Here is a 14,958-nt window from a genome sequence, read left to right as displayed (position 1 = left end):
CCGTGCTAAACTTTATCATATTAAAAAATGGAACAGGAATACACTATATCGCTATACTGGCGAATTTTTTATGGAGCAATGGGGACATCAGCAATTGTTTTTTCATTATTCCTGCTAACTAAACCGACTAATGGACTTATTATATTCCCCGTTGTATTTGGAACGGGAGGTGTGGTAACATTAATAAACCAATTTAAAAGTAAGCTTATAATATCTGATTACAGTATTGTAAGAACGACCGTATTTGGTACCAAAGAGCTTTTGCGTGCTGATATTAAAGGTTTCAGGATTAACAATAAGGTAATTGTTATTGAGCCTGTAGAAGCAGGCTATTCCAAAATAAAAATTCGCGACTATTCAAGCATCGGGAATCTTAATAACCTAACCTCTTGGTTGCGCACTAATCTTAAGGATTTAAATAAAGAAGATTACGAAAAGGAGAAAAATGATATAATAAATAATGCTAATTTGGGATATAGCGAAGGGGAGAGGACAGACAAGTTTAAAGCAATAACACGGTTATCGGGGATATACAACTTTGTTGGGTTTGTACTTTTTGTATTGTTCTTGTTTTTTCTGAGGGATACCAGCGCGGCTGATGCAATATTATTGGTTTTTCCTTTAATTGGTATTTCGATTATTTATTTCAGTAAGGGGCTTGTAACATTAATTTCTAAAAGAAACAGCGCTTATAACAATGTAATGCCGGGCTTATATCTCGGAGTATTATTATTGGTTTTAAAATCTCTGAATTATTATCACATAACTAACTATGATAAATTAACTGTTCCAAGTCTGATTTTAGGTTCAGTTATTCTCGGAGTATTAGCAGTGAAAGGATTTAATAACACATATAGTTCACGTATCGGGCAATTTTTACTAATGATTATATTTTCAGCAGCTTATGCTATAGGGGTAATAGCCAATGTTAATTGTTCTTTTGATAAGTCAAGTGCTCAAATCTATTCTACAACTGTAACCGATAAATTTATCTCCTATAAGCATGCAACTAATTATCATATCCGGATAGATAGTTGGGGGGATCATCACGAAGCGGAATATATTATAGTTCCCAAATCTTTTTATTACCATACAAGTGTTGGCTCAACGGTGCGTGTAATGGAGAAAAAGGGACTTTTTAAAATGCCATGGTTTTATGTCGACTTATAATATTTTTAAATCGATGGGAGGACAAACAAAAAGCCGGAGCTTTTTAAAAATGCCCCGGCTTTGATATATGATGGATGATTGAGTTTAAGCTTCGGTTTTGGGTTGTTCAAAGTCGAAGTGTTGTTTAGCTTTTTCGTTCTTTTCCCAGAAGTCCCGGTCGGTTTGTTTGGCCGGTTTGATGGCTATCCAGGTACCAAGCAGCATCAATGCAATTGGCCAGGTTATGCGGTCGGCGTTATAAACGTTATCATTTACCAGGAATATGATGCCTAACAGTATCATAAAGATCCATGATGGTTTTTTAAAGTCATGTTTGGCACCCATGTAAGCGCCCCAGGCTATGAACCACATTGGCCAGCTAAAAAGCCAGTCGGGAATAAGGAAGGCATTGAGCTGATCTATCAGAAATAAACCACCGGCGGCCAGTAAAATTATTCCTAACATGATTTTGCCATTTCTTTTGTTTTCGGTGTTTATTATATCGTTGTTCATCGCTTTAAGTTTTAATGTTACCCAAAACTACAGCAACAGGGCAGGCGGGTCAATCAATTGTTGGCGATGTAAGGGGAGATGTCGGTAAAGTAGGGGATAAAGGCGGTGAAAGCCCCCTCTAAATCTCCCCCGGTAGGGGAGACTAAAAAAATTAAAGCCCACTATGCAGAGGGCTTTAATTTTTTTAGTATTTTAAGAAACGGCATTGATGGTCATTAGCGTAAAGGGCGACGCCCCAAGTCTCCCTTACCCGGGGGAGATTTAGAGGGGGCTTGGTTCCTGCTGGCTGAGGCAATGGAAACTGCCGAGGCCCCAGATAATGTCGGTGCTGTCAATGCCTACAACCTTTCGGTCGGGGAAGCATTTGGTTAATATATCAAGCGCTTTATCATCGTTCTTTGAACAGTAAGTAGGCACAATCACGGCCGAGTTGGCTATATAAAAATTAGCGTAAGAGGCCGGTAAGCGGGTATCTTCATAAACAACCGCATCAGGCATGGGCAATTCAACAATGTTTAGCTGTTTGCCGTTAAGCAGGCGCATGGTCTTCAGCGTTTCGAGGTTTTCCTGAAGGATGTGGTAGTTCTCATCATTCTTATCTTCCTCAACAACGGTAACTACGGTATCCTCGTTTACAAAGCGGGTGATATCGTCGATATGTCCGTCGGTATCGTCACCTACAATACCATCACCCAGCCAAAGGATCTGTTCTGCGCCATAATAATTTTGCAGGTAGCTTTCAATCTGTTGCTGGTTAAGCTGCGGGTTGCGGTTTTTGTTGAGCAGGCAGGCAGTGGTAGTTAAAATAGTGCCTTTGCCGTTAAAGTCGACCGAGCCGCCTTCCATTACTATGCCGGGATTAAATACCGGCAAACCGAAGTGATTACCTATTTTGGTAGGGATCACGTCATCCAGGTCAAAAGGAGGGTACTTACAGCCCCAGGCGTTATAACCCCAGTCAACAATGGCTTTTTGTTTAGTAGCAGGGTTTATCAAAAACGCCGGACCGTGGTCGCGGCACCAGGCATCATTGGTCGGGAATTCAAAGATCTCTATTTTGTTAAGATCAACACCTGCGTTTTGCAACTGGAAAATCACCGAGGCCTTCATATCAGCATCAGTCACGTTAATGCGTACCAGTTCGCCTTCGGTAACAATCTTTATAAACTCAATGTAAGGCGCGTAAATGGTATCGATCTTGCCAGGCCATGATGCCTCTTTGTGAGGCCAGCTTAGCCAGGTAGCCGTATGTTTAGCCCATTCAGCAGGGAAAGAGAAGCCTTGCGCCAAAGGCGAGTCCGAAAGTCCGGAAGTCCGAAAGTCGGGAAGTGAGGATTGGGGTGATATATCTTTCAATGGTGACATTTAATAATTGGTTATTTTAGAGAGTTACGCAAACCATTCAACATTGCTAAAATTTCTTCGCATTGCTGATATAGTTTTGAAAAATTTTCGTCAGATATCAAATTCCGCTTTTGTGCTAAGTAAAGACATCCCACAACTTCAATATCCGATCGTAAAGCATAACCGACAAATTTATTAAACTCTGCGTTTGATTGGCCGGTCGAGCCTTCAGCAATATTTAATGAAATAGAATCCGCAGCCCGTTTTATCTGAGATGTTAAAATAAACAACTCATCTTTTGGAAAAGTTTTGGTTAGGTCATGAATGTCGGCCGACAGATCGACAGCTTTTTGCCATACAACTAACTTTTCAAACTTAAAACTCATATAAACTCTTTCTTTCGGACTTTGCTGACTTTCGGACTCAAGACATTAGTCCTCGTCTAATAACCTTTTAGTTATCGGCTGATAAGAATCTATGCGACGATCTCTCAAAAACGGCCAGTGACTTCTGTAATAATCAGATTTATCAAGATCCAATTCCTGTACTACAACTTCTTCATCATCGTGTGATGTTTGATGGATGATCGCGCCGAAAGGATTGGCAAAGAATGAACCGCCCCAGAATTTTACGCCGGCTTCTTCGCCCACTCGGTTAACGCTTACTACGTGTATGCCGTTAGCTACAGCGTGCGAACGTTGAATAGTTTGCCATGCGTTGTATTGCTCAACGTTGGTTGCTTCATCCTGCGTGGTAGCCCAGCCGATAGCGGTTGGGTAAAATAATATATCGGCACCCATTAGGGCAGTGATGCGTGCAGCTTCAGGATACCATTGGTCCCAGCAGATCAGTACACCTACACGGGCAAATTTGGTGTTAAATACTTTGTAACCTAAATCGCCGGGAGTGAAGTAAAATTTTTCGTAAAAGCCCGGGTCATCAGGGATATGCATTTTGCGGTATTTGCCTAAATAGCTTCCGTCGGCATCAAGCACAGCGGTGGTGTTATGGTAAACACCCTGAGCACGTTTTTCAAACAATGAAGCAATGATCACCACATTAAGCTCGGCAGCAACTTTTGAAAGCTCATCGGTTGATGGGCCGGGAATAGCTTCGGCCAGCTTAAAATTATTGTAATCTTCTTCATCGCAAAAATAAAGTGAGGTAAAAAGTTCCTGTAAACAAACTATTTGCGCGCCTTTAGCAGCCGCTTCCCTTACTTTAACAATTGCTTTTTGCAGGTTCTGCTCTTTATCAGCAGTACAGCTCATTTGTACTAAACCAACTTTTACTTTACTCATCTCCAAAAAATTTGCGCAAAAATAACACTTTGAAACAAGGATTTCACCCATTTAATATTATGATTACACTCAGTTGAAAGTACGATTACACTGGTGTGAGATTGCCTTTGCCATTTTACATTGATCCCTCCCCGAAATAATAACCTGATTTACTGGTTTTAATGTTTCCTGAAAACAAAATGAAGTTTTTTTGTTAATTGACTATCCGATACATCGAAATAAAAAAATAACATAGCTTTGCAGCCGAATGACACAAACAGAAGATCTCATTGACGAAGGTGCCGAACACAAAACCTGGAAAGGTAAGCTTTGGGGCGTTATAAAAGTAATCCTTATCATAGTAGTAACCGGTGGTTTGCTTTACTATGTATTCAGTAAGGTGCCGTTTGCTAAAATTAAATATCGCTTACTCCATGCCGACCGCGCCTGGTTAGCTGCCGCTATTGCCTGTTATATCGGGTCGATGTTTTTTTCATCATGGCGGTTATTAAGCTATTTCAAATCCATTGGTTTACGGTTAGACTGGCGCTTCAACCTCCGCCTGTATTTTCTTGGCTTGTGCTATAACGTGCTATTGCCCGGCGGTATCGGTGGCGATGGTTACAAAATTTACCTGTTGCACAAACGCTATCATTTACCTACAAAAAAAGTGTTCTGGGCCATCCTGTTTGACAGGCTTAGCGGTTTTTGGGCGATAGGCGCCATTGTAGTGGGGCTGGTTGTTTTAATACCGAGTTTTCCCTATCACCTGGCCTGGCCGCTTGGTATAGTATCGGTTGGTTCTGTGATCTATTACGCCGTAGCCCGTAAATTTTTTAAAGAATACACCCACAACTTTATACAGGCACATTTAAAAGCCATAGGTGTACAAAGCATGCAATTGCTTACCATTATTTGTTTACTGCTTGCGCAGGATTTCAACGGTAAGTTTGCTCCGTATCTGCTATCGTTTCTTTTCTCGTCGTTAGCGGCAATTATTCCATTTAGTTTGGGCGGCGGCGGTATCCGCGACGCGCTGTTCCTTACACTGGCCCGGCAGTTTAACCTGGCCGAAGATATGGCTGTGTACCTGAGCTTTGGATTTTATCTCATCTCAATTATTGTAGCTTTATTAGGTGTATATTATGTGCTTATTCCTAAACGACTTGAGGCTGGCCTTAAAAAAGGCGAAGAACCAAAATTGGAAAATCATCCAATAGAAGAATAATATTTTGCTGTTATTTTAATTTCAGAATAATAAACTGAAACTTGTTTTCATGGCAACCATCTGCTAAACTTGGCGTTGTATTATAAATCGCCAGTTATCAATGAGCCATTTTAATGATTTTAATAATCCGCAGGTTGCGGCATTGCCCGGTCATTTAAAACAATTTATAGTCGACCAGCACTACGAGCATTATACGCCTATCGATCATGCGGTGTGGCGCTATGTCATGCGCCAAAATTATAGTTATCTAAAGGATGTCGCTTACTACCCGTACATTCCCGGCCTGCAAAAAGCAGGTTTAACTATTGAACATATTCCCAATTTACAGGAGATGAATGATGCCCTCGGCAAAATTGGCTGGGGTGCTGTTACGGTCGACGGCTTTATCCCGCCGGCGGCCTTTATGGAGTACCAGGCGTACCGGGTGCTGGTTATCGCCGCTGATATACGCCAGTTAAAACATATTGAATATACTCCAGCTCCTGATATCATTCATGAATCGGCAGGGCATGCGCCCATAATTGCCGACAAGGATTACCATGAATACCTGAGTTATTTTGGATCGATAGGGGCTAAAGCCATGTTTTCGGCACAGGATTTTGAGCTTTATGAGGCTATCCGCGCACTATCGATATTAAAAGAAATGCCTGATGCCGATGAACAGGAAATCCTTAAAGCCGAAGAGCTGGTAACTTATTGCCAGGAGAATATGGGTGAACCTTCGGAAATGGCGTTGCTAAGCCGCTTACACTGGTGGACGGTAGAGTACGGCTTAATAGGCACTCTTGAACAGCCAAAAATCTATGGTGCAGGCCTGCTTTCATCTATCGGTGAAAGTTCAACCTGTATGAATAAAGATGTTCAAAAGCTATGGTATACTATTGACGCTGTTAAATATCCCTATGATATCACCAAGCCGCAGCCCCAGCTTTTCGTAACCCCCGATTTTCAAAACCTGATCAGTGTGCTGGAGGAGTTTGCCAATACCATGGCTTTCAGAAAAGGTGGTGCTTACGGATTAAACAAGGCCGTTGAAAGCAAAAATACCTGTACGGCTGTTTACAGTTCAGGCTTGCAGGTTTCGGGTAACATTACCGATTTTAAGACAGATGCAGCCGGCAAGCCTTATTTTATAAAAACCACCGGTCCCACCGCGCTGGGCCTAAACTATAAACAGTTAAAAGGGCATGGTAAAGATTATCATAAAGATGGTTTCAGTTCGCCGGTTGGTAAATTGAAAGGCTATCACAATACACCTTTGGAGGATTTTTCGGAGGATGATCTGAAAGCAGCGGGTATGATAAAAGGGTTGGGAACCGAACTGCATTTTGAAAGCGGGATCACCGTAAAAGGCATTATTAAAAATATCCTTTCGGAGGATGGCAAAATCTGCCTGATCACTTTTGATAACGTAACCGTTACTGATGATAATGGAACGTTGTTGTTTGATCCGGCCTGGGGCGTTTATGACATGGCCGTTGGCGAAGAGATCATTTCGGTATTTTGTGGCGCGGCCGACAGGGAAGCTTATGAAACCATTGTTTATAAATCCAAAACAGAAACCCATCACGCCCGGCATGATCATAAAACCAAAGAATTGCACAAGCTTTACCAGCAGGTACGAAATTGCCGCATTAACCATGGTGATTATGGTTTTTTAGGCAATGTATGGCAGCAACTCCAAAAAGATCATCATGACGATTGGCTTTGTGCCCTCGAGATACTGGAAATACTTGACCATGAAGGTGTAGACCCAGTGTTAGCAGCCGAAATCAAGCATTTTCTTGAAGAAAAGGGCCGTAACGAGCCTGAATATGGTAAGCTCATCAGCGACGGCTTTTACCTGATTAAGCACCCGGTTGAGCAAAAATTGGTAGTTTAGCGTTGATTTATCATCTTAGAGGATAAATCACGCGTCATTGTGAAGAACGAGGCAAGGACGCGTGGGAAATGAAATTAATAATAAATAATCATTCCCCCTTTAGGGGGTTAGGGGGCATATGAACATCATAATAACCGGCGCCAGTAGCGGCGTGGGCTTTGAAGCCGTAATTGAACTGATACTTTCGGGCAGCCATAAGGTAATAGCCCTGGCCCGCTCACAGGATAAACTGGAACGTTTGCTGGAGATAGCACATGGTTTAAACCCCGATTGCCAGTTGTTTGCTTTAAAATTTGATATAGTGCATGATGATTATGAAGGTTTGCAGCAGTTCATCGCATCACATTTTGATAATCGGGTTGATATTTTAATCAACAATGCAGGGGTGCTTATCAATAAGCCATTTGCTGAATTACTCGAGTCGGATTTTGTAGAGATGTTGCAAAGCAATTTTATTGGTCATGTACGTGCTATCCAGGCATTGCTTCCTTTAATGCCTGCGGGCTCGCACATTGTTAATATTGGCAGCATGGGAGGATTTCAGGGGAGCGCTAAATTTCCGGGGCTGGCGGCTTACTCAGCAAGTAAATCAGCATTGCATACGCTAACCGAATGTTTAGCACAGGAGTTAACCGAACAAGGGATCAAAGTAAATTGCCTGGCTTTAGGATCGGCACAAACCGAGATGCTGGAACAGGCTTTTCCTGGTTATCAATCGCCTGTAATGGCGTTTGAAATGGGTAAATATATCGCTGATTTTGCCTTAACCGGGAGCAAATTTTTTAACGGAAAAATAATACCAGTAGCAGCAAGTACCCCTTGAAATATTAGATAATATTGCAAACATTTTTTATAACTTAGTTATTATAACTATGTTATACCTGCCGCGTATGGACACAAGGTTTACGTCACTCTTTACTCATTCAAAAGATATTTTTTTTGTCATGGATATGAATGGCGTGATCATGCATACCAACCATGCTTTTCGTAACATCCTTAACTATAGCGATGATGAATTAACAGGCATAAATATCGCAGCGCTATGCCATCCGGCAGATAAAGAACGCCAGGCAGAATCACAGGGCAGCCTTCTGCTTAATAAAAAATTAGTTGGTTACCAAAGCCGTATTAAAGCAAAAGACGGGTGTTACTTTAGCATTATCTGGTCGGTGATATTGAATGAGGATGATAACCTGATTTATTCGAGCGGTAATACGCTGGCCGGTATGATAGGCCAATCGGGAGATGATATTGTTCAGCATACCATCCAAAGCCTTAATGAAGGTTTTATTGTACTTGATGCCAACTGGAATATAATTTCCTTTAACCCGGCTTTCCAGGCCATGACTAACCTTAGCTTAACCCAACTTGATCAGGCCAATTTTATGCAGATTAAAAGTCTTGGTTTAACTGAAAGGGTAGAGAGTGAGTTTCAACTTTCATTAACCTGCAAAAAATCAATACAGGTACAATATTTAAATGCATATTCAAACAGCTGGCTTCGCATCAATATATATCCATATCAGGACTATCTGGCTATTTTTATACGTGATATAACAGAAATTAAAAGGCAGGAAAGGGTATTGGAACTCGAAAAACGAGTATTGGAAGTAAATGCAACAGCACAATATACACTTGCACAATTGGCTGTTGAATTACTTACCGGAATTGAAAGAATCTTTCCGGACATGATCTGTTCTGTTTTGGAAGTTGATGACGCACAAGAAAAATTGTATACGCTTGCCGGCCCGCGGTTGCCACAGGCTTATAGTAATCAACTGGAAGGTTTGTCAATAGGGCCAAATGTAGGCTCCTGCGGTACGTCGGCATTTCACCGCAAGCAGGTTATTGTAAGCGATATTGAAAACGATCCCCTTTGGGCTGATTATGTTTATCTTGTTAAACCCTATGGTCTTAAGGCTTGCTGGTCATCGCCGGTAATGAGTTCAAAAAATACCAAAGTTTTGGCCGTGTTTGGTATTTATTACCATACTGTACGTGAGCCAAATGATGACGAGTTGAGTATTATTGAGCGTACTGTAAATATTCTGAGAGTACTGATAGAAAGCAAAAAGACCGAAGATAATATACGGGAACAAAATCACAGGCTGCAAACGATAGCCAATATCAGCTCGCACGAGTTGCGCAAACCGGTTGCAACTATCTTAGGTTTAGTTAATTTGTTTGATAATGAAGATCTTCAAAACCCGCTCAATAAAGAGATCATCGGGCATATTGATACAACATCGCAGCAACTTGACGGGGTTATACACTCCATTGTGGAAAGAACGGCGTATATTAAGGCTTCCGAGGCGGATGTGTAAGTCGAGGACGAAAGGATGAATACAATTACCAAGACTACATTGTATAGTAATTTGTCCGACGCTACGATTTCTTTACTTGAAATAGCGCGGAAATCGTCATGGAACAGAATAACTGACAACTGTTTGTACATTACATCTGAAATAGAAAACAGCGCGCAGAATTTTTGTGATTTGCACAAGTCGAGGAAACAGGAGAATGATCAAAAGGTACCCCGGTCGCTGGCCGAAGTGTTGCCGCAATTGCTTTCACTTTTTGATAATCTTCACGACATCAATTTATACGTTTACAGGGCTGAAAGAAATGTTACGATAATAGAAATTGCTTATTATCTGAAAACTTCATTAGATGCAATGTATCGGGAAACAATAATTAGCGATCCACCTATGCTGCACTATAAAGTTCCAATACCGAATTACGGAGCGCTGAAGGAAGACCGGGATAAAAAATTTGATATCAACTGGCAATTGAATCCGCTAAATCATCGGCTGAGGGTGTTTTGGATGCGCCTTAAATATAAATTGGGTATGTATCCTTTTTAAGTGGCAAATCAATCACTACAAAATTGCAATACACCTGAAGTTTAAACGCATTTTTAACTTCAGGTGAAGGTTGCTCTTCCCTTGGCGATACCTGCGCCCTTGAATCAACTGATCTTACCCGCCAATGCCCCACAGCTTTAGATATCTCGCCATTTGCTTTTCAGCCTTTAACGCCCACTTTTAAAAATTCGTTAACCACTACTTCAGATACGTAGCGTTTAATACCATCTTTATCGGTATAGTTACGATTGGCCAGTTTGCCTTCCACAGCAACTTCATCACCTTTTTTGAGCAGGTCTTCGGCAAGTTTAGCTTGTGTGCCCCAGAAAATCAGGTTATGCCATTGGGTATCGGTTATTTTCTCGCCTTTATCGTTTTTATAACTTTCGTTGGTGGCTATGGACAGGCGTACCATCTTTTTATTACTGTCAAATACTTTTACTTCCGGGTCCATACCTAAGTTGCCTACCAGGCGCACACTGTTTCTTAATGAGTTCATCGTTTTATTATTTATGTTTATTGTTGTTTGAATTAACGATACAAAGGTGGGGAGGGCAAGAAAAATTAACCGGATATTAACCGTTTATAGTCGATAGTATCCGTTTGCAAGCGTTTGCAAACGGATAAATTAATCGCTATCTTTATGTCATGAATCAGGAAAGAGTATGCTTAGATTGTGGTACGCCACTACAAGGCCGTGCCGACAAAAAGTTTTGTAATGATCTGTGCCGCAATAATTATAACAATCAGCTTAACAGTAACAGCTATAACCTGGTGCGTAATATCAATAATATCCTGCGCCGTAACCGCCGTGTGCTGGAAGAGTTGAACCCGACCGGCAAAACCAAAACAACCCGTAAAAAACTCACAGCAAAAGGTTTTGATTTTGACCATATTACCAGCATCTATCAAACCAAAACCGGGTCGACCTATTTTTTTAATTATGAGTACGGCTACCTGTTATTAGATAATGATGAAGTGTTGCTGGTGAAACGGGAAGGGGAGCAGTAGCATTTTGCTTGAGTAACAGTTTGCAGTGAGCAGCAGTTCGCTGTGAGATTTGCCGGTTTATTTGATTTGAACTTTAGGCGTTCTGTATTCAGCTTTAAAATCCGATTCTCTATAGATTTAATAGCATTTAACAGTTTAATATTTTGATAATTAATACTTAACTGTTGTTTCATTCGGCGCTTTATGTTTTCAATAAATTTAAGTACGTTTGGGGAAATGTAAATTTTTAATTTTTGACTGATCTTACTAATTTAAAATGAAATTATTTATTAAGAAACCGATTGCTCAACTAATGGCTGCTTCGGCAGAGACGGAGAAGTCGCTCAAGAGAACCTTAGGCGTTGGCTCACTTATAGCACTCGGTATCGGCGCAATTATAGGTGCCGGTATTTTCGTTCGTACGGCAGCTGCGGCAGGTGAACATGCCGGCCCTGCGGTTACCATCTCTTTCCTTATAGCAGCCGCCGGTTGCGCCCTGGCCGGATTGTGCTACGCAGAATTTGCCAGTATGATCCCCATCGCAGGATCTGCTTATACCTACTCTTACGCTACCATGGGCGAGTTTATTGCCTGGATCATTGGCTGGGATTTAGTGCTTGAATACGCGCTTGGTGCCGCTACAGTTGCAATTGGCTGGTCGCAGTATTTTAATGAATTTTTAACCACTTTCTTTAACGTGCATATACCATACGCATGGTCGCACTCGTTTATGGAAGTCTCAAATACCACTGCAGGTATGTACGCCGCCGAAATGGGTACAAGAGGTATCGTTAACCTGCCGGCTATTCTGATCCTGTTCCTGTTAACGCTGTTATTGATTCGTGGTACTGCAGAATCGGCAGTTGTGAATAATATCATCGTAATTGTAAAAGTTGCCATTGTATTGATGATCATTGGTTTAGGCTGGCACTTTATTAACCCGGCTTTCCATACCCCATATACTATCCCTGCCGATGCAGGAAAAATTAAAGTGAGTGCCGGAGTAGTTGACTATGCCGATACCTTTAACCATGGATGGCTTGGCGTATTACGCGGAGCAAGCGTTGTGTTTTTCGCCTTTATTGGTTTTGATGCAGTTTCAACTGCTGCTCAGGAAGCTAAGAACCCACAGAGAGACATGCCAAAAGGTATTTTGATATCGTTAGTGTTTTGTACTGCACTTTATATTCTGTTTTCGCATGTGTTAACAGGTTTAGTATCATACAAAGATTTCCTGATCCAGGGTAAAGAAGCTTCAGTAAGTTACGCTATCAAAACCGCTATGCCTGGTTATGGATGGTTGGCTTCATTTGTTACTGTATCGATACTTGCAGGTTTCTCTTCGGTGATCCTGGTGATGCTGATGGGCCAGACCCGTGTATTTTATACTATGAGCACCGATGGTTTGATCCCTAAAGTATTCTCAAAGCTGCACCCTAAATTCCGTACGCCTTACAAATCGCAATGGTTATTCTTTGTGTTTGTGTCATTATTTGCCGGTTTTATTCCTGATAAATATGTAGGGGATATGGTGAGTATAGGAACACTGTTTGCTTTTGTGCTTGTATGTATTGGTATCTTTATTTTAAGGAGAACCGACCCTGGCATTGAACGCCCGTTCAAAACTCCGGCTTATATGATAGTTTGCCCGCTTGGCGCCCTCATATGTCTGTGTATGATTGCCAGCGAAGGCTGGGAAAACTGGGCAAGGCTTATTGTTTGGTTATTGATTGGTTTTGCCGTTTACTTTGGTTACAGTATCAAACGTTCACATGTACGCCATGGTAAAGTTGAAGGTGCTAATAACCCTATCAACCCTAAATTTGTTGAGTAATCATAACAATGTTATCATAAACAAAAAAGGTTCTGAATTTTCAGAACCTTTTTTGTTACATTCTCTTTTTATACCAGTAAACCAATGATACCGCTTCATGAAGGGCGATAAAAACCTGTGGGTATTAGTATTTGTATGTATCATCAACTCGTTAGGGTTCGGCATTATTGTACCGATACTTTACTCTTATGGTAAAACCTTTGGCGTTACCGGCGAAACATTAGGTATCCTCACCGCTTCCTTTTCAGTAGCTCAGTTTTTTGCCACACCGGTTTTGGGTTCCCTGTCTGATAAATGGGGGAGGAAGCCTTTGCTGGTGATCAGCCTGGCAGGTACCTGTATTTCCTTTATTCTGTTTGCCGAAGCGAGGAGTATGATCATGCTTTTTGCAGCCCGGATTTTGGACGGGCTAACAGGAGGAAATGTTTCTGTGGCACAGGCCATGGTATCGGATACGGCAAGGCCGGATAATAGGGCAAAAAGGTTCGGTATACTAAGTTCTGCCTTTGGGTTTGGTTTTGTGATTGGGCCTGCCGTGGGCGGCTTCCTGAACAGGTACGGTATGCAGGTACCTTTCTTTTTTGCGGCTGGCATTTCACTTATAGGCACACTTTGCAGCCTGTTCTTTTTAAAGGAAACCAACCCGCCCGATAAAACAAAAAAGAATTCAGAAAAAACTAAATTTTCGTTTACATCGCTGATAACTACCCTTAAACGGCCGGTTATTGGCACGGCCGTATTTACAGGCTTTATGCTCACCATGGCGCAGTTTACCATGATTATCGCATTTCAAACTTTTACTGTTGATGTATTGAAGATCAACCCTACACAGATCGGTATTCTGTACGCAGGTTTCGGCGTGAGCGGTATTATTATGCAGCTTTGTGTGCCGCTGTTTACCAAATGGTTTTCATCTAAATCAATGATCCTGTTGCTCTCTACTTTTCTTTGCCTTGCGGCGATGTTTGCAACCGGGCTCACCAATCATTTTATTCCGTTCGTTATAGGTATTTGTATTTATGGCCTGTTCAACGGTCTGCGTAATCCTATGCTCAACGCAATAATTGCCGATCATATTGACCATAAAGAACAAGGCAAAATATTGGGCATCAACCAGTCGTATGCTTCCATAGGGCAAACCCTTGGTCCGGTTACAGCCGGCTTTGCAGCTTTGCTATCGGTACATGCTATTTTCTTCTTATCTTCATGCTATATTTTAGCTGCGTTGCTGCTAAGTATCCGGTTAAAGAGAAAAGAATAAATTTAAGAGACCATGCCGCACCCATTTATTTTTAAGGAGATCATTTCGGTTACGATGATCCTTTTTGCTATTATTGATATTTTGGGTGCTATACCGGTAATTATCCAGCTCAGGCAACGTGTAGGTCATATCGAGTCGGAAAAGGCCAGTATAGCCGTGCTGGTGCTTATGGTGACCTTTCTTTTTATAGGTGATGAACTATTGGCTGTAATAGGCTTGGATATTTCTTCATTTGCTATTGCAGGTTCATTGGTGATTTTCATCATCGCCATGGAAATGATTTTAGGTGTCGACTTTTTTAAAGAGGAATTACCACAGGCCGCTTCCATCGTACCACTGGCTTTTCCACTGATTGCAGGAGCCGGTACCATGACTACGCTGCTTTCCCTCAAATCGCAATATCAAACCCAAAATATCCTTGTAGGCATTGTGCTGAATACCCTTGTAGTTTACTTAGTTCTTAAAAATGTAAAGTGGCTGGAAAGGTTGCTTGGGCCGATAGGTTTGAGCGTATTGCGTAAAGCATTCGGGATTATTTTATTGGCTATAGCTATTAAACTGTTCAGGAGTAATACGCATTTGTAGATATCAAATATATACTACATGTCATTGC

At 41.5% G+C, this 14,958-nt stretch carries 15 protein-coding genes; 10 read left to right on the top strand and 5 right to left on the bottom strand.

All coding sequences use genetic code 11. From position 1 onward, the window contains the following. Window positions 1–27: 27 nt before the first annotated feature. The gene (locus IEX80_RS14245; RefSeq protein ID WP_188833299.1) at window positions 28–1,170 is read left to right on the top strand and encodes a hypothetical protein; all 1,143 of its coding nucleotides are present in this window, start codon (window positions 28–30) and stop codon (window positions 1,168–1,170) included. A gap of 84 nt (window positions 1,171–1,254) precedes the next feature. Here IEX80_RS14245 and IEX80_RS14240 read toward each other — a convergent pair whose 3' ends face one another. The 4 genes from IEX80_RS14240 to IEX80_RS14225 all read right to left on the bottom strand — a co-directional run bounded on the left by IEX80_RS14240 (window position 1,255) and on the right by IEX80_RS14225 (window position 4,307). After that, entirely contained in the window at window positions 1,255–1,662 is a 408-nt protein-coding gene (locus IEX80_RS14240) for a LiaF transmembrane domain-containing protein (protein ID WP_090528441.1), read from the bottom strand. Window positions 1,663–1,923: 261 nt separating this feature from the next. Next, the gene (locus IEX80_RS14235; RefSeq protein WP_188833298.1) at window positions 1,924–3,027 is read right to left on the bottom strand and encodes an agmatine deiminase family protein; all 1,104 of its coding nucleotides are present in this window, start codon (window positions 3,025–3,027) and stop codon (window positions 1,924–1,926) included. An 11-nt stretch (window positions 3,028–3,038) separates the two neighbouring features. Continuing rightward, window positions 3,039–3,392, bottom strand: coding sequence for a four helix bundle protein (locus tag IEX80_RS14230; protein ID WP_176628874.1), 354 nt, complete (start codon window positions 3,390–3,392; stop codon window positions 3,039–3,041). Between the two features lie 45 nt (window positions 3,393–3,437). Further along, complete coding sequence (locus IEX80_RS14225; RefSeq protein WP_188833297.1) at window positions 3,438–4,307, bottom strand: carbon-nitrogen hydrolase; 870 nt, start codon at window positions 4,305–4,307, stop codon at window positions 3,438–3,440. 247 nt (window positions 4,308–4,554) lie between these two features. On the opposite strand from IEX80_RS14225, the gene IEX80_RS14220 reads away from it, so the two are divergent. The 5 genes from IEX80_RS14220 to IEX80_RS14200 all read left to right on the top strand — a co-directional run bounded on the left by IEX80_RS14220 (window position 4,555) and on the right by IEX80_RS14200 (window position 10,260). After that, on the top strand, window positions 4,555–5,514 hold the full coding sequence (locus IEX80_RS14220; protein ID WP_188833296.1) for a lysylphosphatidylglycerol synthase transmembrane domain-containing protein: 960 nt from the start codon (window positions 4,555–4,557) through the stop codon (window positions 5,512–5,514). 100 nt (window positions 5,515–5,614) lie between these two features. Beyond that, complete coding sequence (locus IEX80_RS14215; protein WP_188833295.1) at window positions 5,615–7,396, top strand: aromatic amino acid hydroxylase; 1,782 nt, start codon at window positions 5,615–5,617, stop codon at window positions 7,394–7,396. A gap of 118 nt (window positions 7,397–7,514) precedes the next feature. After that, window positions 7,515–8,219 (top strand): SDR family NAD(P)-dependent oxidoreductase, encoded by a 705-nt coding sequence (locus IEX80_RS14210; protein WP_176628877.1) that lies wholly within the window; start codon window positions 7,515–7,517, stop codon window positions 8,217–8,219. Between the two features lie 67 nt (window positions 8,220–8,286). After that, the gene (locus IEX80_RS14205; RefSeq protein ID WP_188833294.1) at window positions 8,287–9,720 is read left to right on the top strand and encodes a PAS domain S-box protein; all 1,434 of its coding nucleotides are present in this window, start codon (window positions 8,287–8,289) and stop codon (window positions 9,718–9,720) included. 15 nt (window positions 9,721–9,735) lie between these two features. Further along, window positions 9,736–10,260, top strand: coding sequence for a hypothetical protein (locus IEX80_RS14200; RefSeq protein WP_188833293.1), 525 nt, complete (start codon window positions 9,736–9,738; stop codon window positions 10,258–10,260). Window positions 10,261–10,420: 160 nt separating this feature from the next. Here IEX80_RS14200 and IEX80_RS14195 read toward each other — a convergent pair whose 3' ends face one another. Beyond that, on the bottom strand, window positions 10,421–10,759 hold the full coding sequence (locus tag IEX80_RS14195; protein ID WP_176628880.1) for a single-stranded DNA-binding protein: 339 nt from the start codon (window positions 10,757–10,759) through the stop codon (window positions 10,421–10,423). Window positions 10,760–10,908: 149 nt separating this feature from the next. On the opposite strand from IEX80_RS14195, the gene IEX80_RS14190 reads away from it, so the two are divergent. The 4 genes from IEX80_RS14190 (at window position 10,909) to IEX80_RS14175 (ending at window position 14,930) form a co-directional block, all read left to right on the top strand. Then, complete coding sequence (locus IEX80_RS14190) at window positions 10,909–11,271, top strand: hypothetical protein (RefSeq protein ID WP_176628881.1); 363 nt, start codon at window positions 10,909–10,911, stop codon at window positions 11,269–11,271. A 256-nt stretch (window positions 11,272–11,527) separates the two neighbouring features. Next, window positions 11,528–13,084, top strand: a complete 1,557-nt coding sequence (locus IEX80_RS14185) for an amino acid permease (RefSeq protein ID WP_112653578.1) — start codon at window positions 11,528–11,530, stop codon at window positions 13,082–13,084. Window positions 13,085–13,181: 97 nt separating this feature from the next. Continuing rightward, on the top strand, window positions 13,182–14,345 hold the full coding sequence (locus tag IEX80_RS14180; RefSeq protein WP_188833292.1) for an MFS transporter: 1,164 nt from the start codon (window positions 13,182–13,184) through the stop codon (window positions 14,343–14,345). Window positions 14,346–14,357: 12 nt separating this feature from the next. Further along, entirely contained in the window at window positions 14,358–14,930 is a 573-nt protein-coding gene (locus IEX80_RS14175; protein ID WP_090528400.1) for a MarC family protein, read from the top strand. Window positions 14,931–14,958 lie beyond the last annotated feature (28 nt).

Source organism: Mucilaginibacter rubeus (assembly GCF_014643835.1).
Classification (GTDB): domain Bacteria; phylum Bacteroidota; class Bacteroidia; order Sphingobacteriales; family Sphingobacteriaceae; genus Mucilaginibacter; species Mucilaginibacter rubeus.
Note: the sequence above shows the minus strand (reverse complement) of the source record. Positions and strands in the feature narration are given on the sequence as shown.